At 70.1% G+C, this 19,929-nt stretch carries 20 protein-coding genes; 10 read left to right on the plus strand and 10 right to left on the minus strand.

Annotated elements, in window-relative coordinates; genetic code table 11:
* Window positions 1-55: 55 nt before the first annotated feature.
* The 10 genes from BUB57_RS08360 to BUB57_RS08405 all read left to right on the plus strand — a co-directional run bounded on the left by BUB57_RS08360 (window position 56) and on the right by BUB57_RS08405 (window position 9,143).
* Window positions 56-1,837 carry an IlvD/Edd family dehydratase gene (locus tag BUB57_RS08360; protein ID WP_073065160.1) on the plus strand — a complete coding sequence of 594 codons (1,782 nt, stop codon included), beginning with the start codon at window positions 56-58 and terminating at the stop codon, window positions 1,835-1,837.
* A 33-nt stretch (window positions 1,838-1,870) separates the two neighbouring features.
* The gene (locus tag BUB57_RS08365) at window positions 1,871-2,608 is read left to right on the plus strand and encodes an SDR family oxidoreductase (RefSeq protein ID WP_073065163.1); all 738 of its coding nucleotides are present in this window, start codon (window positions 1,871-1,873) and stop codon (window positions 2,606-2,608) included.
* A complete protein-coding gene (locus tag BUB57_RS08370) occupies window positions 2,608-3,378 on the plus strand; it encodes an SDR family oxidoreductase (protein WP_073065166.1) in 771 nt (256 codons plus the stop codon). Before BUB57_RS08365 ends, BUB57_RS08370 begins: the two co-directional genes overlap by 1 nt.
* A 21-nt stretch (window positions 3,379-3,399) precedes the next feature.
* Complete coding sequence (locus BUB57_RS08375) at window positions 3,400-4,341, plus strand: NAD(P)-dependent oxidoreductase (protein WP_073065169.1); 942 nt, start codon at window positions 3,400-3,402, stop codon at window positions 4,339-4,341.
* On the plus strand, window positions 4,338-5,051 hold the full coding sequence (locus BUB57_RS08380) for a GntR family transcriptional regulator (protein WP_073065172.1): 714 nt from the start codon (window positions 4,338-4,340) through the stop codon (window positions 5,049-5,051). Before BUB57_RS08375 ends, BUB57_RS08380 begins: the two co-directional genes overlap by 4 nt.
* Window positions 5,048-5,959 (plus strand): 2-dehydro-3-deoxygalactonokinase, encoded by a 912-nt coding sequence (locus tag BUB57_RS08385; protein WP_073065175.1) that lies wholly within the window; start codon window positions 5,048-5,050, stop codon window positions 5,957-5,959. The genes BUB57_RS08380 and BUB57_RS08385 overlap by 4 nt, the downstream gene beginning before the upstream one ends.
* Window positions 5,956-6,561 (plus strand): 2-dehydro-3-deoxy-6-phosphogalactonate aldolase, encoded by a 606-nt coding sequence (locus tag BUB57_RS08390; RefSeq protein WP_073065178.1) that lies wholly within the window; start codon window positions 5,956-5,958, stop codon window positions 6,559-6,561. The genes BUB57_RS08385 and BUB57_RS08390 overlap by 4 nt, the downstream gene beginning before the upstream one ends.
* A gap of 97 nt (window positions 6,562-6,658) precedes the next feature.
* Window positions 6,659-7,630: a D-erythronate dehydrogenase gene (denD, locus tag BUB57_RS08395; protein ID WP_073065181.1), complete on the plus strand. Its 972-nt coding sequence runs from the start codon at window positions 6,659-6,661 to the stop codon at window positions 7,628-7,630.
* Window positions 7,630-8,412 carry a GntR family transcriptional regulator gene (locus tag BUB57_RS08400; protein ID WP_084732047.1) on the plus strand — a complete coding sequence of 261 codons (783 nt, stop codon included), beginning with the start codon at window positions 7,630-7,632 and terminating at the stop codon, window positions 8,410-8,412. Before denD ends, BUB57_RS08400 begins: the two co-directional genes overlap by 1 nt.
* On the plus strand, window positions 8,409-9,143 hold the full coding sequence (locus tag BUB57_RS08405) for an SDR family oxidoreductase (protein ID WP_073065184.1): 735 nt from the start codon (window positions 8,409-8,411) through the stop codon (window positions 9,141-9,143). Before BUB57_RS08400 ends, BUB57_RS08405 begins: the two co-directional genes overlap by 4 nt.
* 91 nt (window positions 9,144-9,234) lie before the next feature.
* Here BUB57_RS08405 and BUB57_RS08410 read toward each other — a convergent pair whose 3' ends face one another.
* The 10 genes from BUB57_RS08410 to hutI form a co-directional block, all read right to left on the minus strand.
* Window positions 9,235-10,011 carry an amino acid ABC transporter ATP-binding protein gene (locus BUB57_RS08410; protein WP_073065187.1) on the minus strand — a complete coding sequence of 259 codons (777 nt, stop codon included), beginning with the start codon at window positions 10,009-10,011 and terminating at the stop codon, window positions 9,235-9,237.
* A 1-nt stretch (window position 10,012) separates the two neighbouring features.
* Window positions 10,013-10,675 (minus strand): amino acid ABC transporter permease, encoded by a 663-nt coding sequence (locus BUB57_RS08415; protein ID WP_073065190.1) that lies wholly within the window; start codon window positions 10,673-10,675, stop codon window positions 10,013-10,015.
* Window positions 10,675-11,322: an amino acid ABC transporter permease gene (locus tag BUB57_RS08420; RefSeq protein WP_073065194.1), complete on the minus strand. Its 648-nt coding sequence runs from the start codon at window positions 11,320-11,322 to the stop codon at window positions 10,675-10,677. Before BUB57_RS08420 ends, BUB57_RS08415 begins: the two co-directional genes overlap by 1 nt.
* A 69-nt stretch (window positions 11,323-11,391) precedes the next feature.
* Window positions 11,392-12,207 carry a transporter substrate-binding domain-containing protein gene (locus BUB57_RS08425; RefSeq protein WP_073065197.1) on the minus strand — a complete coding sequence of 272 codons (816 nt, stop codon included), beginning with the start codon at window positions 12,205-12,207 and terminating at the stop codon, window positions 11,392-11,394.
* A gap of 91 nt (window positions 12,208-12,298) precedes the next feature.
* Window positions 12,299-13,978 (minus strand): urocanate hydratase, encoded by a 1,680-nt coding sequence (gene hutU, locus BUB57_RS08430; protein WP_073065200.1) that lies wholly within the window; start codon window positions 13,976-13,978, stop codon window positions 12,299-12,301.
* A 12-nt stretch (window positions 13,979-13,990) separates the two neighbouring features.
* Window positions 13,991-15,145, minus strand: coding sequence for an acyl-CoA dehydrogenase family protein (locus tag BUB57_RS08435; protein WP_073065203.1), 1,155 nt, complete (start codon window positions 15,143-15,145; stop codon window positions 13,991-13,993).
* Window positions 15,142-16,290, minus strand: coding sequence for a CaiB/BaiF CoA transferase family protein (locus BUB57_RS08440; protein ID WP_073065206.1), 1,149 nt, complete (start codon window positions 16,288-16,290; stop codon window positions 15,142-15,144). The genes BUB57_RS08435 and BUB57_RS08440 overlap by 4 nt, the downstream gene beginning before the upstream one ends.
* Window positions 16,287-17,078, minus strand: a complete 792-nt coding sequence (gene hutG, locus BUB57_RS08445; RefSeq protein ID WP_073065209.1) for an N-formylglutamate deformylase — start codon at window positions 17,076-17,078, stop codon at window positions 16,287-16,289. The genes BUB57_RS08440 and hutG overlap by 4 nt, the downstream gene beginning before the upstream one ends.
* A complete protein-coding gene (gene hutH, locus BUB57_RS08450; RefSeq protein ID WP_073065214.1) occupies window positions 17,075-18,616 on the minus strand; it encodes a histidine ammonia-lyase in 1,542 nt (513 codons plus the stop codon). Before hutH ends, hutG begins: the two co-directional genes overlap by 4 nt.
* Complete coding sequence (hutI, locus tag BUB57_RS08455; RefSeq protein ID WP_073065587.1) at window positions 18,609-19,811, minus strand: imidazolonepropionase; 1,203 nt, start codon at window positions 19,809-19,811, stop codon at window positions 18,609-18,611. The genes hutH and hutI overlap by 8 nt, the downstream gene beginning before the upstream one ends.
* Window positions 19,812-19,929 lie beyond the last annotated feature (118 nt).

Consider the following 19,929-nt stretch of genomic DNA (forward strand, 5'->3'; position numbering starts at 1 on the left):
AAATGGTATACCAGAATCATGCGCCGCCCACGCCGGCCCAGCCAGGGATTCCATCATGTCCGACACCCGCGCCAACAAACGCTTTCGCAGCCAGGAATGGTTCGACAACCCCAACAACCCCGGCATGACCGCGCTGTATCTGGAACGCTACCAGAACAGCACCTACACGCGCGAGGAATTGCAGTCCGAACGCCCGATCATCGGCATCGCCCAGACCGGCAGCGACCTGGTGCCCTGCAACAAGATCCACGTGTTCCTGATGGACCGCATCAAGGCCGGGATCCGCGACGCCGGCGGCATCCCGATGGAGTTCCCGGTCCACCCGATCCAGGAAACCGGCAAGCGCCCGACCGCGGCGCTGGACCGCAACCTCGCCTATCTGGGGCTGGTCGAGGTGCTGCACGGCTATCCGCTGGACGGGGTGGTGCTGACCACCGGCTGCGACAAGACCACCCCCGCGATGGTGATGGGGGCGGCGACCGTGGATATCCCGGCGATCACCCTGAACGGCGGCCCGATGCTCGACGGCTGGTGGCAGGGCAAGCGCGCGGGTTCCGGCACCATCGTCTGGGAAAGCCGCCGCCTGCTGGCCGAGGGGCGCATCGACTACCCCGAGTTCATCCAGCGCGTCTGCGCCAGCGCGCCCTCGCTGGGCCATTGCAACACCATGGGCACCGCCAGCACCATGAACGCGATGGCCGAGGCGCTGGGCATGTCGCTGCCCGGCTGCTCGGCGATCCCGGCGCCGTTCCGCGAACGCATGGGCATGGCTTATGAGACCGGGCGCCGCATCGTGCAGATGGTGCTGGACGACCTCAAGCCCTCGGACATCCTGACCCGGCAGGCGTTCGAGAATGCGATCGTGGTCAACACCGCCATCGGCGGCTCGACCAACGCGCCGCCGCATCTGCAGGCCATCGCCCGCCACGCCGGGGTAGAGCTGGACGTGCGCGACTGGGAAACCATCGGCTTCGACCTGCCGCTGCTGGTCAACATGCAGCCTGCCGGGGAATATCTGGGGGAAAGCTTCTTCCGCGCCGGCGGCGTCGCCGCGGTGATGGGTGAACTGCTGGCCGCGGGCAAGCTGCATCGGGATGCGCTGACCGTGACCGGCCGGACCGTGGCGCAGAACGTGGCGGACATCCGCTCGACCGACCATGCGGTGATCCGGCCGTTCTCGGACCCACTGCGCGAACATGCCGGGTTCCTGGTGCTGTCGGGCAATCTGTTCGACAGCGCGCTGATGAAGACCAGCGTGATTTCCGAGGATTTCCGCCGCCGCTTCCTGTCCGACCCGGGGCATGAGGGCGTCCACGAGGCCCGCGCCATCGTCTTCGAGGGCCCCGAGGATTACCACACCCGCCTGAACGACCCCGAACTGGCGGTGGACGAAAACTGCATTCTTTTCATCCGCAACGTCGGCTGCGTGGGCTATCCCGGCTCGGCCGAGGTGGTGAACATGCAACCGCCGGATGCGCTGCTGAGGGCCGGGATCAACCACCTGCCGACGGTGGGCGACGGGCGGCAGTCGGGGACCTCGGAAAGCCCCTCGATCCTGAACGCCTCGCCGGAATCGGTGGTGGGGGGCGGGCTGGCGCTGCTGCAGACCGGCGACCGGGTGCGGCTGGACCTGAACGCGCGGCGCATGGATGCGCTGGTGGACGCGGCCGAATGGCAGGCCCGCCGCGACGCCTGGACCCCGCCCGAGCTGGTGCACCAGACCCCCTGGCAGGAAATCTATCGCCAGAACGTCGGGCAGCTGGCCGATGGCGGCTGCCTCGAGCTGGCCACCGCCTATCACCGGGTGGCGCAATCGCTGCCCCGCGACAACCACTGACCCCTTGCCTGCACAACCACGGAAAGGCCCGCCATGGCGAACACCATCATCATCACCGGCGCCGGCAGCGGCATCGGCCGGGTCACGGCGCGGACCTTCCTGGCCGCGGGCTGGCGCGTCGGGCTGATCGGCCGGCGCGAAGAGGCGCTGCGCGAGTCCGCGGACGGGCAGGCGGGGGCGCTGGTGCTGCCCTGCGATGTCTGCGACGCGGGTGCGGTGGATGCGGCCTTTGACCGGGCGGCGGCGGAATGGGGGCGGCTGGACGTGCTGTTCAACAACGCCGGCACCGGGCTGGTCACCCAGACCCCCGACGAGGTGGACCCGGACGAGTTCCGCCGCGTGATCGAGGTGAACGTGAACGGGGTATTCATCTGCGCCCGCGCCGCCTTTCGCGTCATGCGCGCGCAGGACCCCCAGGGCGGGCGGATCATCAACAACGGCTCGGTCTCGGCCCATGCGCCGCGGCCGGGCTCGATCGCCTATACCACCTCGAAACACGCGGTCACCGGGATCACCCGCTCGGTGTCGCTGGACGGGCGGGCGTTCAACATCGCCTGCGGGCAGATCGACATCGGCAACGCACTGACCGACATGGCGGTGGCGATGACCAGGGGGGTGCCGCAGGCCGACGGCTCGCTGAAGGTCGAGCCGGTGATGGACGCGCAGGTGGTGGCCGACACGGTGATGCACATGGCCTCGCTGCCCGAGGGCGCCAATGTGCAGTTCGTCACGGTGATGGCGACCAACATGCCCTTTGTGGGGCGCGGCTGATGGGGGCGCTGTCGCTGTTCCAGCTGGACGGGCGGCGGGCGCTGGTCACCGGCGCGGGGCAGGGCATCGGTTTCGCGCTGGCCCGGGGGCTGGCACAAGCGGGGGCGGCGGTGGTGCTGAACGGCCGCCGCGCCGAGGCGCTGGAACAGGCCGCCGCCACCCTGCGGGCCGAGGGGCTGGACGCCGCCACCCTGGCCTTTGACGTGACCGACGCCGATGCCGCCCGCGCCGCGATCGACGGGTTCGAGGCCGCAACCGGCCCCATCGACATCCTGGTGAACAACGCCGGCATCCAGCATCGCGCGCCGCTCGAGGATTTCCCGCCCGAGGCGTTCCAGCGCCTGTTGCAGACCAATGTCGCCAGCCTGTTCAACGTCTCGCAGCCGGCGGCACGCCACATGATCGCCCGCGGTCGCGGCAAGATCATCAACATCGCCAGCGTGCAGTCGATGCTGGCCCGGCCCGGCATCGCCCCCTATACCGCCACCAAGGGCGCGGTGGCGAACCTGACCAAGGGCATGGCCGCCGACTGGGCGCGCCACGGGCTGCAATGCAACGCGCTGGCGCCGGGGTATTTCGACACGCCGCTGAACGCCGCGCTTGTCGCCGACCCGGCATTCTGCGACTGGCTTGAGCGGCGCACCCCTGCCGGCCGCTGGGGCAAGGTCGAAGAGCTGGCCGGCGCGGCGGTGTTCCTGGCCTCGGACGCCTCGTCCTTTGTCAACGGGGCGGTGATCCATGTGGACGGCGGCATTACCGCCACGGTCTGAAACCGGCAAAGGGGGGACGCGATGACCCGGATCCTGGCGGTCGGGCGGTATTCCGACGTCGATGCCGCCGCGCTGGCGGCAATGGGGGCGCAGGCGCTGCCCTCGGCCGCCGCGCTGGCGGCGCTGCCTGCCGCGCTGCGGGCGGAAGTCCACGGCGTCGCCTTCATGGGCCATGAAAGCTTCGGCGCGGCCGAGATGGATCTGCTGCCCGCGCTGCGGGTGATCGCCAATTTCGGCGTGGGCTACGACAATATTGACGTCGGGGCCGCTACCGCCCGCAAGGTGCTGGTCACCAACACCCCCGAGGTGCTCAGCGACGACGTGGCCGATCTGGCGGTCGGGATGCTGATCGCGCAGTCGCGCGGGTTCGAGGCGGGGATCGCTTCGGTCCGCTCGGGCGACTGGCAGCGCCGCGGCCCGCTGCCGCTGGCGCGGCGGGTGACCGGGCGGCGCGTCGGCATCCTGGGGCTGGGCCGCATCGGGCGCGAGATCGCCGACCGGCTGGCGGGTTTCAGATGCCAGATCCATTACTGCGCCCGCACGCCCCGCCAGACCCCGGGCTGGACCCGCCACGGCGACCCGCTGTCGCTGGCCCGTGCCGTCGACGACCTGGTGGTCGCGGTGGTGGGGGGCGAGGAAACCCGCGGGCTGGTCTCGGCCGAGGTGATCGCGGCGCTGGGCCCCGACGGGGTGCTGGTCAACATCGCCCGCGGCTCGGTCGTGGATGAACCGGCGCTGATCGCGGCGCTGGAACAGGGGCGGCTGCGCGGCGCGGCGCTGGACGTGTTCTGGAACGAACCGGCGGTTGACCCCCGGCTGGCGGCGCTGCCGAACCTGCTGCCCCTGCCGCATGTCGGTTCCGCCACGGTGGAAAGCCGCGCCGCCATGGGCGAGCTGCAACGGCGCAACCTGTCGGCGGTGCTGGCGGGCCAGGCGGCGGTGACCCCGATCAACGCGCCATGACCCAGAACCCGGTTCCCGACGCGCCCGACAGCGACCCGACCCGCCCGACGGCGCTGGCCCGGCGCCTGCGCCGCGAGATCCTGACCGGCGTGCTGCCCCCCGGCAGCCCGATCAAGGAACGCGACCACGCCGAGCGTCTGGGCGTCAGCCGCACGCCGCTGCGCGAGGCGGTGCGGGTGCTGGCGCAGGAAGGGCTGGTGACGCTGCGCCCGCTGCGCAGCCCCGTCGTCGCCGACCCCGGGCTGGCCGAGGTGCTGGACGAGATCGCCGTGCTGCGCCGGCTGGAACTGTTCGGGGGCGAGCTCGCCTGCGCCCATGCCACCGCCGACGAGATCGCCCATATCGCCCGGCTGGCCGAGGCGGTGGCCCGCGACCATGCCACCGGCGACCGGCTGGACGTGTTCGACCTGGACATGGAGATGCACCGCGCCATCGTCGCCGCCGGGCACAACCCGGCGCTGGCCCGCACCCATGGCGAATATCTGGCGCGGCTGTGGCGGATCCGCTTTCTGTCCGCCAGCACCCGCACCGATGCCGAACGCGTGCTGCACGACCACCGCGGCATGATCGAGGCGCTGGTGGCGCGCGACGCGGCGCGGATGCTGGCCCATATCGATTCGCATTTCGACGGGCTGACCCGCAACGTCGCCACCCATTTCCGCACCGAAGGCCGCGAGCGGCCGGGCGGCATGGCGGAGGACGGGCCGTGACCGCTCTGGACTGGATCGCCGCCGACTGGGGCACCAGCCGCTTGCGGCTGTGGGCCGTGGGGACCGGCGGCGAGGTGCTGGCGCAGGCGCAATCCCCGGCCGGGATGGGCGCGCTGGCGCCGGCCGAGTTTGAACCGGCGCTGCTGTCGCTGGCCGGCGGCTGGCTGCCGGATTCGGGCGCGATCCCGGTGGTCGCCTGCGGCATGGTCGGCGCCCGCCAGGGCTGGATCGACGCCGGCTATCGCGCGGTTCCCTGCCCGCCGCTCGCGCCGCCGCTGGCGCGTGCGCCCACCAGCGACCCCAGGCTCTCGGTGTGGATCGTCCCCGGGTTGTCGCAATTGAAACCTTCGGCCGATGTGATGCGGGGCGAGGAAACCCAGATCGCCGGGGTGCTGGCCGCCCGTCCCGGCTGGGACGGGGTGGTCTGCCTGCCCGGCACCCACAGCAAATGGGCCGAGGTCTCTGCCGGCGAGGTGGTCAGCTTCCGCAGCTTCATGACCGGAGAGCTGTTCGCCCTGCTGTCGGCGCAATCGGTGCTGCGCCACGGGATCGCGGCGCAGGATGCGGACCCGGGCGCAGATTTCGACGCCGCTGTGGCCGAAACCCTGTCGCGCCCGCAGGCGCTGGCCGCGCGGCTGTTTTCCCTGCGGGCCGAGGCGCTGCTGGAGGGGCTCGACCCCGCCACCGCCCGCGAACGCCTGTCGGGCTGGCTGATCGGCGCGGAACTGGCCGCCGCCCGCCCGTGGTGGCTGGGCCGCGACGTGGTGATCGTCGGCGACGCGCTGGCCGGCGCCTATGCCCGCGCGCTGGCCGCGCAAGGGGTGCAGGCGGCAAGGATGCGCTCGGACAGCGTGACGCTGGCCGGGCTGGCCATGGCCCGCGCCCTGCTGCGAAAGGACGGGACATGAGCCGCAACCTGATCGCCATCCTGCGCGGGATCACCCCGGCCGAGGTGCTGGACCACGCCGCCGCCCTGCTGGACGCCGGGATCGAGGCGATCGAAGTGCCGCTGAACTCGCCCGAGCCTTGGGACAGCATCGCGCGGCTGCTGGACCGCCACGGCGCGCAGGCGCGGATCGGGGCGGGAACGGTGCTGACCGTCGCGCAGGTGCAGCGGCTGGCGGGGATGGGGGCGCGGCTGGTGGTCTCGCCCGACTGCAACCCGGCGGTGATCGCGGCCACCCGCGCGGCGGGGATGGAAAGCTGGCCCGGGGTGATGACCCCGACCGAATGCCTGTCGGCGATCGCCGCCGGGGCGACGGGGCTGAAGCTGTTCCCGGCCTCGATCATCGGGCCGGGCGGGCTGGCGGCGATCCGCGCGGTGCTGCCGCCCGCGCTGCCGGTCTATGCGGTGGGCGGCGCCGGGCCGGATGATTTCGCCGTCTGGCGCGCGGCCGGGGCCGCGGGCTTCGGCCTCGGCTCGGCGCTCTACCGCCCGGGACAGACCCCGCAGCAGACCGCCGCCGCCGCCGCCGCGGTGGTCGTCGCCTGGGACGCCTGCGCCCGCTGAGCAGCCGCGCAACCGGGAATCGCCCCTTGTCCGCCTCGGACTCTCTTGCACAACCCCGACAAGCCGCTAACGTATACATAAACGGTAAGAGGGGCTCATGGACATCCTGATTCTTGGCGCTGCCGGCATGGTCGGGCGCAAGCTGGCAGAGGCATTGCTGGATACAGGGCGGCTTGGCGAGGGCGAGATCGCCCGGCTGACGCTGTTCGACGTGGTGCCCTCGGACCTGCAATCGCGCGGCGCCGTCGCGGTGGAAACCCGCGCCGGCGATATCGCCGACCCGGCCACGGTGCAGGCGCTGGTGGCGCAGCGCCCCGATGTGATCTTCCACCTTGCCGCCATCGTCTCGGGCGAGGCCGAGGCCGATTTCGACAAGGGCTACCGCATCAACCTGGACGGCACCCGCCTGCTGTTCGAGGCGATCCGCGCCCAGCCCGACTATCGCCCGCGCGTGGTCTATACCTCGTCCATCGCGGTGTTCGGCGCCCCCTTTGCCGAGCCGATCACCGACGATTTCGTGCCCGCGCCGATGACCAGCTACGGCACCCAGAAGCTGATCGGAGAGCTGCTGCTGAACGACTATACCCGCCGCGGCATCTTCGACGGCATCGGCATCCGGCTGCCCACCATCGTCGTGCGCCCCGGCAAGCCCAACAAGGCTGCCTCGGGGTTCTTTTCCGGCATCATCCGCGAGCCGCTGGCCGGGGTCGAGGCCGTGCTGCCGGTCGAGGACGACGTGCGCCACTGGGTCGCCAGCCCCGCCGCCGCCACCGGGTTTCTGCTGCACGCGGCCACCATGGATCTGGCGCCGCTGGGCGCAAGGCGCTGCCTGACCATGCCCGGCCTGTCGATCAGCGTGGCCGAGATGATCGCGGCGCTGCGCGAGGTCGCGGGCGACGATGTCGCCGCGCTGATCCGGCGCGAACCCGACGCCACCATCCGCGGCATCGTCGCGGGCTGGCCGCGCGACTTTGCCCCCGACCGGGCGCTGGCCGCGGGGTTCACCGCCGACGCCAGTTTCCAGGACATCATCCGCGCCCATATCCGCGACACGGCGGCAGGCGGCTGATGGCGGCGGCGCGCGAGGTCAGGCCCGCCAGCCCGCGCCGGGGGGTCCGCCACCACCCGACGCTGGCGGGGCTGGCCGAGCTGCCCGCGCGCGACCGTGCCTATCAGGACCTGCGCTATCGCATCCTGACCGGGCGGCTGGCCCCCGGCACCACGCTGCTGGAAACGGAACTCGCCGCGCTGCTGTCGCTGTCGCGTACCCCGGTGCGCGAGGCCGCGATTCGCCTGGCCGAAGAGGGGCTGCTGGAAATCCGCCCCCGCCACGGCATCACCGTGCGCAGCCTGTCGCCGGGGGATGTGCGCGACATCCTCGACGTGTTCTCGGCACTCGAGATCAAGGCGGTCGAGCTGGTCGCCCGCCGCGGCATCTCGGCGGCCGAGGCCGCGCGACTGGACGCGCTGCTCGACCGGATGGAACGCAACACCGCCGCGGGCGACATCGCGCGCTGGTCCGATCTGGACGACGATTTCCATTCCTCGCTGGTGGCGCTGTGCAACAACCCGCGGTTGCAGCGCACGCTGGGGGAATACTGGGGCCAGCAATATCTGGCCCGGCAGATGGTGGTGCGGCTGCGGCCGCTGCCGCTGCAATCCGATATCGAGCACCGCGAGATCATGGCGGCGATCAAGGCCGGCGACCCGGCCGCCGCCCGCGCGGCCCACACCCGCCACCGCGACCGCGCCGACCACCTGCAGCTGTCGCTGCTGCACGCGCATCTTTCGGGCGCGCAGCCCGGGCCCGCGCCGATCCCCCGAACCCCCGAGCAAGAGGAAAGCCCATGAACCGTATCGACTTGCAAGGCCGCCGGGCCGTGGTGACCGGGGGCGCGCAAGGGATCGGCCTTGCCATCGCCCGCCGTTTCCTCGCCAGCGGCGCCGAGGTGGTGATCTGGGACCGCCAGCAGGATCAGGCCGCACAGGCCGCGGCCGCGCTGGGTCCGGCGGCCAGCGCCCGCGCGCTGGACCTGACCGACGACGCCGCGGTGGCCAAGGCCGCTGCCGAGGCCGGCGCCATCGACATTCTGGTCAACAATGCCGGAATCACCGGCGGCAACGGGCTGTTGTGGGATCTCGACCCCGCGGGCTGGCGGCAGGTGATGGAGGTCAACCTGAACGCGCCCTTCGTGGTCTGCCGGGCGCTGGTGCCGGGGATGATCGCGCGCGGCTACGGCCGCATCGTCAACATCGCCTCGGTCGCCGGGAAAGAGGGCAACCCGAACGCGGCGCATTACTCGGCCTCCAAGGCCGGGCTGATCGCGCTGACAAAATCGCTGGGCAAGGAGCTGGCCGGAACCGGGGTCATCGCCAATTGCATCACCCCCGCCGCGGCGCGCACCCCGATCTTCGACCAGATGACCCAGCAGCATATCGACTACATGCTGTCGAAAATCCCGCTGGCGCGATTCCTGGAACCCGACGAGGTGGCGGCGCTGGTGGCGTGGCTTTCCTCCGAGGACTGCAGCTTCTCGACCGGCGCCGTGTTCGACATTTCCGGCGGCCGCGCCACCTACTGAGCCGGGCGGGCAGGGCGCTCGCCAACGCGGCTCTTTCTTCCCTGCCCAAATACCCCGGGGGCGCGGGGGCTGGCCCCCGCTCCGGCCGCGCTCAGATCACGTTCCGCTCGCGATAGGTGCGCAGGAAGGACTGGATGCGCGGGTCCTCGGGCTCGCGCAGGATGCGCGAGGGCACGTCCACGCCGACCAACTCGCCCGCCTCGAGGAACGCCACCTGGTCGGCGACATGGGCGGCAAAGCCCATCTCGTGGGTCACCACCACCATGGTCATGCCGCCGGCGGCCAGCGCCTTCATCACGTTCAGCACCTCGCCGACCAGTTCCGGGTCGAGCGCGCTGGTGGGTTCGTCGAACAGCATCAGCCGCGGGTCCATCGCCACGGCGCGGGCGATCGCCACCCGCTGCTGCTGGCCGCCCGACAGGCGCGAGGGGTGGTTGCCCATGCGGTCGGCCAGCCCGACGCGGGTCAGCGCCTCGGCCGCGCGTTCCATCGCTTGCGGCTTGCGCATCCCGCGCACGCGGATCAGCCCCTCGGCCACGTTTTCCTGGGCGGTCATGTGCGGCCACAGGTTGAACTGCTGGAACACCATGCCGATGGTCGAGCGCATCTGGCGCAGGCGGCGGGGGGCCATACGGCGGCCGCCGGGGGTTTCGTAGCCGATCAGCTGCCCGTCGATCAGCACCTCGCCGGAATCGTATTCCTCAAGGAAGTTGATGCAGCGCAGCAGCGACGACTTGCCCGACCCGGACGGCCCGATCAGGCAGGTCACCTTGCCGGGCGGGATCGTCAGGTCGATGTCCTTCAGCGCGTGGAACTGGCCGTAGTATTTGTTGACCTTGCGGATCTCGACAGAGGAAGCCTCGACCATCTCAGGTCCTTTCGATCAGGTGGCGGGTGATGCGGCGTTCCAGCCGGCGGCCAAGGCGCGAGATGACCTCGACGAAGGCCCAGAAGAACAGCGCCAGCGTGAAATACCCCTCGAGGAAGGTGAAGGTCATCGTGGCCATGTATTGGGTCTGATACATGATTTCGGGCACGGTGATGATCGACAGGATCACGGTTTCCTTGGTCAGGATGATCGAGAAATTGATCAGCGCCGGCAGCGCCGACACCAGCCCGACCGGCAGCAGGATGCGGCGCACGATGGCCAGCTCGGTCATGCCGATGGCGCGGCCGGCCTCGATCAGCCCGGGGGGCACGGCGCGGAACGCCGAGCGGAAGATTTCCGCGAAATAGGGGCTGCCGTAGATGGTCAGGCCCAGCAGCCCGGCGGGCAGCGGGTCCAGCCGCAGCCCGATCATCGGGCCGCCGTAATACAGCAGGAATAGCTGCACCAGGAACGGCGTGCCGCGGATCAGCTCGATATAGGTCTGCAGGGCCCAGCGGACGCTGCGGCCGCCATAGCGCTGCGCCACCGCGATCAGCAGCCCCAGGGCTGCGCCGAACACCGTGCCCAGCAGCCAGCAGATGATGGTCAGGCGGAACCCCGCCAGCAGCCGCGGCCCGTATTCGGTAAAGATCGACAGGTCCATCACACGGCCATCCTGTGTTCGAGCCAGCGCCCCAGCGCCGCCAGGCAGAGGTTGATCGCCAGGTACAGGCACGCCGCGGCCAGATACGCCTCGAGCGGGCGGAAGGTCACGCCGGCCTGCGCCTGGCTGGCGCGGGTGATCTCCATCACCCCCACGACCGAGACCAGCGAGGACGCCTTGACCAGCAGGATCAGCTCGTTGATCAGCTGCGGGATCGACAGGGCGACGGCCTGCGGCAGGATGATGCGGGTCCAGCTGTCGCGGGGGCGCATCCCGATGGCGATGGCGGCCTCGGTCTGGCCCTTGGGCAGCGCCATGATCGCGCCACGCCAGATTTCCGAGATATAGGCCGAGGCGACGATGGCGGTCGTCACAACCGCCCCCACGATGGCGGGCACGTCGATCCCGATCACCGGCAGCAGGAAGAACACCACCAGCAGCTGCACCAGCATCGGCACGCCGCGCAGATAGCTGACCCAGACGGCGGCCACGGTGCGCCAGACGCGCGATTTCGACAGCGCCAGCACGCAGACGAAGGCGCCGATCACCAGCCCCAGCGCGATGCCGAGGCCCGAGACCAGCAACGTATAGCGCGCGGCCATCGTCAGCGGCCAGAAGGCGTCAAGAAAGCTCGATAGGGAAAACATCGTTCCTCGCCGCGGTTGGGGGTGCGGGCGGGGGATGGTGCCCCCGCCCGCGCCTGATCCGTGGGCCGATCAGTTCTTCGGCACTTCGCGGGGCAGTTCCGTGTAGGCGCCCAGCCATTTTTCCTGGATGTCCTTGACGCGGCCGTCGTCGGTCATCTTCAGCAGGGCGGCGTTGATCGCCTCGGCCAGGCTGGCGCTGTCGTCGCCGGGGCGCAGCACCCAGGCGAAATAGGTCGGCTCGCCGAACTGGGCCGGCTCGAACAGCGCGAACTGCTCGGGGCGGGCCTTCACCAGCGTGGTGGCGTTGGGCATCGAGGCCGCCACCGCGTCCAGCCGCCCGGCGGCCAGATCGGCAAAGGCTTCGTCGTTGGTGCCGTATTCCTTGACGGTCACGCCGCCCAGGCTGTCGCCGAACGCCTGCAGCTGCTTGAACTGCGCGGTGCCCTGCTGGACGCCGACGGTCTTGCCGGCGATGTCCTCGGGCTTGACCAGATCCGACCCGGCCGGCTTGATCAGCGACACGGTGGCGTCGGCGATCGGGATGGTGAAGGTGTAGCGCTCCAGCCGCTCGGGGGTGATGGTCACGGGGGCGATCACGATGTCGAACTTGCCGACCTCGAGGCCCGGCAGCTCGGCCGTCCACGGGATGTCCTGATAGACCGGCTCGACCCCAAGCTCGGCAGTGACGCCGTCGAACAGGTCCTTGGTCATGCCCTGGTATTCGCCGTTCACGATCATGTCGAAGGGCGCATAGTGCATGTCGGTGGCGGTGACGATCTTGCCCGCGGCCTTCACGTCGGCCAGCTGGTCGGCCATCGCCGGGACGGCAAGGGTCAGCGCGGTCAGGCCAAGCAGCGCGGCCTTGATCGATTTGGTCAGTGTCATGGTGTTCCTCTCCCTGTGTAAGAACCGGCGATGATCGCCGGCGCAGTCTGGCGCAAGCCGCGCCGCCGGTAAACAGCGGCGCGGGCGCATGTCAAAGGATCGCGGGCAGGTTCAGCCCGTGTTCGCGGGCGCAATCCAGCGCGATCTGATAGCCCGCGTCGGCGTGACGCATCACGCCGGTTGCAGGGTCGTTCCACAGCACACGGGCAAGGCGACGGTCGGCATCTTCCGTGCCGTCGCAGCAGATCACCATGCCCGAATGCTGGGAAAATCCCATGCCGACGCCGCCGCCGTGGTGCAGCGACACCCAGGTCGCGCCGGACGCCGTGTTCAGCAGCGCGTTCAGCAGCGGCCAGTCGCTGACCGCGTCCGAGCCGTCCTGCATCGCCTCGGTTTCCCGGTTGGGCGAGGCGACCGAGCCCGAGTCGAGGTGGTCGCGGCCGATCACGATCGGGGCCTTCAGCTCGCCATTGCGGACCATTTCGTTGAAGGCCAGCCCCAGCCGGTGGCGGTCGCCCAGACCCACCCAGCAGATCCGCGCCGGCAGGCCCTGGAAGCTGATGCGCTCGCGCGCCATGTCCAGCCAGTTGTGCAGGTGCTTGTCGTCGGGGATCAGTTCCTTGACCTTCTGGTCGGTCTTCAGGATGTCTTCCGGGTCGCCCGACAGCGCCGCCCAGCGGAACGGGCCGATGCCCTTGCAGAACAGCGGCCGGATATAGGCGGGCACGAAGCCGGGGAAGGCAAAGGCGCGCTCGAACCCTTCCTCAAGCGCCATCTGGCGGATGTTGTTGCCATAATCGACGGTCGGGATACCGGCGTCGTGGAAGGCCACCATCGCCTCGACCTGGATGCGCATCGACCTACGGGCGGCTTGTGCCACGGCCTTGGGCTCGGTTTCCTGCCGCGCGCGCCATTCGGCGACGGTCCAGCCCAGCGGCAGATAGCCGTGCACCGGGTCGTGGGCGCTGGTCTGGTCGGTGACGATATCGGGGCGCACGCCGCGCTTGACCAGTTCCGGGAACACCTCGGCGGCGTTGCCGATCAGCGCCACGGACTTCGCCTCGCCCGCCTTGGTCCAGCGGTCGATCATCTCCAGCGCCTCGTCCAGCGAATGCGTCTTTTCATCGACATAGCGGGTGCGCAGGCGGAAATCGGCGCGGGTCTCGTCGCACTCGACCGCAAGGCAGCAGGCCCCGGCCATCACCGCGGCCAGCGGCTGCGCGCCGCCCATGCCGCCCAGCCCGGCGGTCAGCACCCATTTGCCGGTCAGGTCGCCGCCGTAATGCTGGCGCCCGGCCTCGACGAAGGTTTCGTAAGTGCCCTGAACGATGCCCTGCGAGCCGATATAGATCCACGAGCCCGCGGTCATCTGGCCGTACATCGCCAGACCCTTCTTATCGAGCTCGTTGAAATGGTCCCAGTTCGCCCAGTGGGGGACAAGGTTCGAGTTCGCGATCAGCACCCGGGGCGCGTCCTTGTGGGTCTGGAACACGCCGACCGGCTTGCCCGACTGCACCAGCAGCGTCTGGTCGGATTCCAGCCCCCGCAGGCTGTCCACGATCAGGTCGAAGTCCTTCCACGTCCGGGCGGCGCGGCCGATGCCGCCATAGACCACCAGCTCATGCGGGTTCTCGGCCACGTCGGGATGCAGGTTGTTCATCAGCATCCGCAGCGGCGCCTCGGTCAGCCAGGATTTCGCGGTGATCTCGGTGCCGGTGGCGGGGTAGATGTCGCGCGCGTTGTGGCGCGGGTTGGCGGTGGGTTTGTCCATGTTCGTCTCCGATCAGGCCAGCATGTTGCCGGAAATGATGATGCGCTGGATCTCGCTGGATCCTTCGTAGATCCGCATGATCCGCAGGTCGCGGTTGATGCGCTCGACGGGAAAGTCGCTGGTGTAGCCATAGCCGCCATGCAGCTGCAGCGCGGTGTCGGCGATGCGGCCGGCGGACTCGGATGCCGCGAGCTTGGCCATGCTGGACGCCAGCGAGAACCGCGCCCCGGTCTCGTGCGCCGCGTCACGCTGGCGGGCGGCGTCCTGCGCCAGCAGCAGGGCGGAACGGAACGCCACGCCCATGTCGGCGATCATCCACGCGATCCCTTGACGCTGGGCCAGCGCCTGCCCGCCGATCACCCGGTCCTTGGCATAGGCGATGGCGGATTCCATCGCCGCCCGCGCCAGCCCCAGGCACTGGGCGGCGACCTCGATGCGGCCGTTGTCCAGAACCTGCATGGCGGTGCGGAAGCCGCGGCCTTCCTCGCCCAGCAGCGCGTCCTCGGGCAGGTGGCAGTCCAGCGCCAGCGTGAACACATGGCCGCCCTTCAGCCCCATGGTCTTTTCAGGCGCCCCGGCCTCGAACCCCGGCGTGCCCTTGGGCAGGATGAACGCCGAAATCCCGCGGTGCCCCTTGTCGGGGTCGGTGACCGCATAGACCACCAGAAAATCCGCGACACCCCCGTTCGAGATGAAGCATTTCGAGCCCTTGAGGTGCCAGCCGCCATCGACGCGCCGCGCGCGGGTCTTCATGTCGGCGGGGTCCGAGCCTGCGGTGGGCTCGGTCAGGGCAAACGCCCCAAGCGCCTCGCCGGTGGCGGCCTTGGGCAGCCAGTGCTGTTTCTGCGCCTCGGTCCCGCCCAGCAGGATCGAGTCGGTGGCCAGATAATGCGCGGTCATCGCCGAGGCGGTGGACCCGCAGGCCCCCGCCACGATTGACACCGCCCGCAGCAGCGCCGGCGCGGAAATGCCGGACCCGCCGTATTCCTCGGGCAGGTTCGCGCCCATCATCCCGGCCTCGGCCAGCACCTGCAGCTGGTCGTGGACGAATGCGCCGGTGGCATCGGTCTCGGCGGCCTTCGGGGCGATCTGCTCGGCGCAGATACGTTCCAGCAGGTCGCAGAACAGCCGTTCTTCCTCGGCCAGCATGTGCCAGTCGTCGCTCATGCGATGGTCTCCAGTCCCAGTTCGCGCAGAATGCTGGCGCGGTCGGCGCCCAGTTGCGGGGCGGCGGTGGCGGACACCGGCTTTTCCCCGTCGAAACGCACCGGTTGCCCGACGGTGGGGGCCTGACCCAGCACGGGGTGGGGCAGCGGCGTGACCAGCCCGCGCGCGGTGGCGTGGCGGTTCCCGGCTGCCTGCGCGATGTCCCAGATCGGGGCTGCCGGCAGCCCGGCGCCGGACAGCGCCGCGATGGCGTCCTCGGTGGTCAGGTTCCGCGACCACGCCTCGATCAGCGCCTTCAGCGCCGGTTCATTTTCGGTGCGGGTCTCGTCGGTGGCGAAACGCGGGTCGTCGGCGGCCTCGGGCGCGCCGATCAGCGTCGCCAGAGTCGCGAATTGCCGCGGGTTCAGCACCGCGATCACCACCTGCCCGTCGCTGGTCGCGAAACAGCCGAAGGGCGTGGACAGTGGGTGGCGGTTGCCGACCCGCGCCGGCAGCTGCCCCGCGTAAAGATGCAGCGCGTGGCTGGTGGTCAGCATGGAAAACAGCGCGTCATACATCGCCACGTCCAGCGTGGCGCCTGCGCCGGTGCGGTCGCGGTTGACCAGCGCCGCCATGATCCCCCAGCTGGCGAACAGCCCGGCCAGCAGGTCGGCGATGCTTTCGCCGGTCTTCAGCGGCCCGCTGCCTTCCTCGCCAGTCCCGGCCATCAGCCCCGACATGGCCTGCACCACCAGATCATAGGCCGGCAGGTCGCGGAACGGCCCGTCCTGCCCGAAGCCGGAAATCGAGCAATAGATCAGCCGCGGATTGGCGGCGCGCAGGGCGTCGGCCCCAAGTCCCAGCCGCGCGGCCACGCCGGGGCGGAAGTTTTCCACCACCACGTCGACACGGGCGGCGATATCCTGCGCCAGCGCCAGATCGGCGGGGGCCTTGAGGTCCAGCACAAGGCTTTGCTTGCCGCGGTTGTTCAGGGTGAACAGGGCGCTTTCGCCGTCCTTGAACGGGCCGATATGGCGGTAATCGTCGCCGTGGGGCGGTTCCAGCTTGATGATCTCGGCGCCCAGATCGGCCAGCAGCGCCGTGCAATAGGGCCCGGCCAGCACCCGGGTCAGGTCCAGAACCTTGATGCCCTGCAGCGGCTTCATGGTTTCAGCCCTTCCGCCAGCGCCTCGATTCGCGTCAGGATCTTGCGCAGGGGCGCGCGCAGCGCCTCGGCCTTGGCCTCGTCATAGGCAAAGGGCGGGGCTTCGGTCGCCAGATGGGTGGATTGCGCCAGCTCCATCTGGATGGCGTGGACGCCCTGCGTCGGCTGGCCGTAATGCCGCGTCGTCCAGCCGCCCTTGAAGCGCCCGTTCAGCACCCAAGGGCGACCCGTTGCGGCTGCAACCTCTTGCGCGGCAGTCTCGATGGCGGGGGCGCAGGTGGTGCCCCCGGCGGTGCCGATGTTGAAATCGGGCAGCACGCCCTCGAACAGGAACGGGATCACCGAGCGGATCGAGTGGCAGTCGTAAAGGATCGCGACCCCGTGTTTTGCCCGCACCCGCTCGATCTCGGCGGCCAGTGCGGCGTGATAGGGGGCGTGGAAACGGGTCTTGCGGTCCTCGATCTCGTCGGCCGAGGGTTCCTGCGTCCAGATCGGATGCCCGTCGAAATCGGTCAGCGGCACCAGCCCGGTGGTGTTCTGCCCGGGGTAAAGGCTCGCGTCGTCCGGGCCGCGGTTGGCGTCGATGACATAGCGGTGGAAGGTGGCGCGCACCGTGGTCGCGCCCGGCAGCAGCCCGTCATACAGCCGCTCGATATGCCAGTCGGTGTCGGCCAGCATCCGGCCGCGGTCGTTCAGCCGCGCCATGATCTCGTCGGGCAGGAAGGTGCCGGTATGGGGCAGGCCCAGGATGACCGGGCTGTCGCCGCTTGTGACCTCGACCGGGGTCATGCCACGTCCTCCATGATCCCCTCGGGCAGGGCCGCCAGCAGCGCGCCCGAGCGGACCAGTTCCGCCACCTCGGCCAGATCGCCCGCCATGTAGCGGTCCTGCCCCAGCGGCGGGATCGCGTCGCGCAGCCGCGCCAGCACCGCCTGCAACGGATCCGAGGTCTTCAGCGGCGCCCGGAACTCGACCCCGGCGGCGGCGCACAGCACCTCGATCCCGATGATCTGGGTCAGGTTGTCGCACATCCTGCGCAGGCGACGCGCGCCATGGGCGGCCATGGACACGTGGTCCTCCTGATTGGCGCTGGTGGGCGTCGAATCGGTCGAGCACGGGTTGGCGAGGTGCTTGTTCTCGCTCATCAGCGCGGCCGAGGTGACCTCGGCGATCATCAGCCCGCTGTTCAGCCCGGGATCGGGGGTCAGGAACGGCGGCAGGTCGTGGGACAGCGCCGGGTCCACCATCAGCGCGATGCGGCGCTGGGAAATCGCGCCGATCTCGGCGATGGCCAGCGCGATCTGGTCGGCGGCAAAGGCCACCGGCTCGGCATGGAAGTTCCCGCCCGAGACGATGCGGTCGGCGCCGACCAGCACCAGCGGGTTGTCGGTGGCGGCGTTGGATTCGATTTCCAGCGTGCGGCCGGCCTGCGCCAGCAGGTCGAGGCAGGCGCCGGTCACCTGCGGCTGGCAACGGATGCAATAGGGGTCCTGCACACGGGTGTCGCCCACGCGGTGGCTTTCGCGGATTTCCGAGCCGTCCATCAGCGCGCGGATGGCGGCGGCCGCCGCGATCTGGCCGCGATGGCCGCGCAGCTCGTGGATTTCCGACAGGAAAGGCGCGGTCGAGCCCATGATCGCGTCGGTGGACAGCGACGAGGACACCAGCGCATTCAGCGCCGCGCGCCGGGCCATGAACAGCCCCTCCAGCGCAAAGGCGGTCGAGACCTGGGTGCCGTTGATCAGCGCCAGCCCCTCTTTCGCGGCCAGCACCAGCGGCGACAGCCCGGCGGCGGCCAGTGCATCGGCGGCGGGCATCTCGACCCCCTGATGATGCGCGCGGCCTTCGCCCAGCATGGCGGCGGCCATATGCGCCAGCGGCGCCAGATCGCCCGAGGCGCCGACCGAGCCCTGCGCCGGGATCACCGGCAGCACGCCGCGCGCCAGCATCGCCTCCAGCAGAGCGACCACCACCGGCCGCACGCCCGAGGCGCCGCGCCCCAGCGACAGCAGCTTCAGCGCCATGATCAGGCGGACCGTTTCCGGTGCAACGGCCTCGCCCACGCCGCAGCAATGCGACAGGATCAGGTTGCGTTGCAGGGTTGCGGTATCCTCGGCCGCGATCTTGATCGAGGCGAGCTTGCCGAAGCCGGTGTTCACCCCATAGACGGGCTCGTCGCCCTGCGCGGCGGCGGCGATGCGGGCGGCCGATTCCTCGATGCCGGCGCGGGCGCTGTCGGCCAGGCGCACGGCCAGCCCCTCGCGCCACACACGCTCGAGCTCGGCCAGCGTGACGGTGCCGGGGGTGAGGATCAGTTCATCAGACATGCGTGCCTCCGAGGATGCGGGCGTGAAGCGGGTTGAAGCCGACGCGATAGGACAGCTCGGCCGGGTGGGCGATGTCCCAGACCGCCAGATCGGCGCGCAGGCCGGGGGCAACGCGGCCGCGGTCGGACAGGCCAAGCGCGCGGGCGGCGTTCAGCGTGACCCCGCGCAGGCATTCGGCCGGGGTCATGCGAAACAGCGTCGCGCCCATGTTCATGGTCAGCAGGATCGAGGTCAGCGGCGAGGTGCCGGGGTTGCAGTCGGTCGCCAGCGCGATCGGCACGCCCGCATCGCGCAGGCCCTGCACGGGCGGCAGCTGGGTTTCGCGCAGCGTGTAATAGGCGCCGGGCAGCAGCACCGCGACGGTGCCGTGTTCGGCCATCGCGTCGATGCCGTCCTGCCCCAGATATTCCAGATGATCGGCCGAGATCGCGTCGCGGCGGGCGGCCATCGCGGCGCCGCCAAGGTCGGACAGCTGCTCGGCGTGCAGCTTGATCTTCAGCCCCAGCCTTGCGGCGTGGTCGAAGACCTGCTCCATCTCCGCGACCGAAAAGGCGATGCCTTCGCAGAACCCGTCCACCGCGTCGATCAGTCCTTCGGCGTGCGCACGCTCCATCCCGGCGATCACCACGTCGGAGATATAGGCGGCGCGGCGGTCGCCGTATTCGGGGGGCAGGGCATGGGCGGCCAGCCAGGTCGTGATCACATTCACCGGGCGCTGGCGGCCGATCTCGCGGGCGACGCGCAGCATCTTCAGCTCGGTGTCCACGTCCAGCCCGTAGCCGGACTTGATTTCCAGCGTGGTGACGCCCTCGGCCAGCAGGTGATCGACGCGGGGCAGGGCGCGGGACAGCAGGGTTTCCTCGTCCGCGGCGCGGGTGTCGCGGACGCTGGACAGGATGCCGCCGCCGGCGCGGGCGATTTCCTCGTAGCTGGCGCCTTCCAGCCGCATCTCGAACTCGCGGGCGCGGTCGCCGCCGAACACGATATGGGTGTGGCAGTCGACCAGCCCCGGGGTGACCACCCGCCCGCCGAGGTCGGTCGAGGGCGCGCCGGCATAATCGTCGGGCAGGTCCGAATCAGCCCCGACCCAGGCGATCAGCCCGTCGGAAATGGCGATGCTTTGGCCGGGGACCAGCCGGTAACCCGTTGAATCGGCATCCATCTCCACCACGGCGGCGTTGCGCAGAATCTGCATGGCGGCGTGCTCCTCCACTCGGGTTCTGGGGTGTTCCTCTCGAATATGTCTAGTGTTGAATTTCTTCTATGTCCAAACTTATTTCGATGTTATGTGTGAACCTGTCTTGGATGGGATG

The sequence above is a fragment of the Paracoccus solventivorans genome (assembly GCF_900142875.1).
Classification (GTDB): domain Bacteria; phylum Pseudomonadota; class Alphaproteobacteria; order Rhodobacterales; family Rhodobacteraceae; genus Paracoccus; species Paracoccus solventivorans.